At 50.5% G+C, this 570-nt stretch carries 1 pseudogene; it reads left to right on the top strand.

Annotation, left to right across the window (positions count from 1 at the left end):
• Nucleotides 1–44: 44 nt before the first annotated feature.
• Nucleotides 45–570: pseudogene (locus R7Z77_RS27380) on the top strand (hypothetical protein); the annotation flags it as partial.

Genomic DNA, 570 nt, shown 5'->3' on the forward strand with positions numbered 1-570 from the left:
AGGGCGTTGACTATTGGTATTCGTTACCGAATAAGACGGTCAACATGATCACCTTTACGTTCAGCCACTCGATAGGAGATCGGCTTGCCGATGTTCTTGATAAGCAAGCCAAGGCATTGAAGAGGCTGCGTACAGGCAAGGCATGGAACAGCTTTAAGGAGGTGTTCGGTTTCGATTCGCTTATCAGGTCATTGGAAGTGACATGGAGCGAGGATAATGGATGGCACCCCCATACGCATGAATTGTGGTGTGTTGATAAGCGTATTGACCGTGAAAAGGTCGAGGCGTATTTGAAAGCGAAATTCAAGGCAAAGCGCCATGCAGCAAGGCTTTCCGCCTTATTGAAAATGGACTCCGAGGCCATTTTTGATGATCTGCTTTTGGAGCGCTGGGAGCAGTGCTGCGAACGCGCTGGGCTAATGGTTAAGGCGGACGGAACGCCAGTTTCGCTCGATGCTTTTCGCAAACGCGCCTTGGATATTAAGCGCCATGTAAGCGTGGGCGATTACATTGCCAAGCAAGACGATTCACGCCACTGGGGAGTGGATCGAGAAATGGCGAAAGGCAGCA

The organism is Vibrio sp. 1401, from assembly GCF_033340295.1.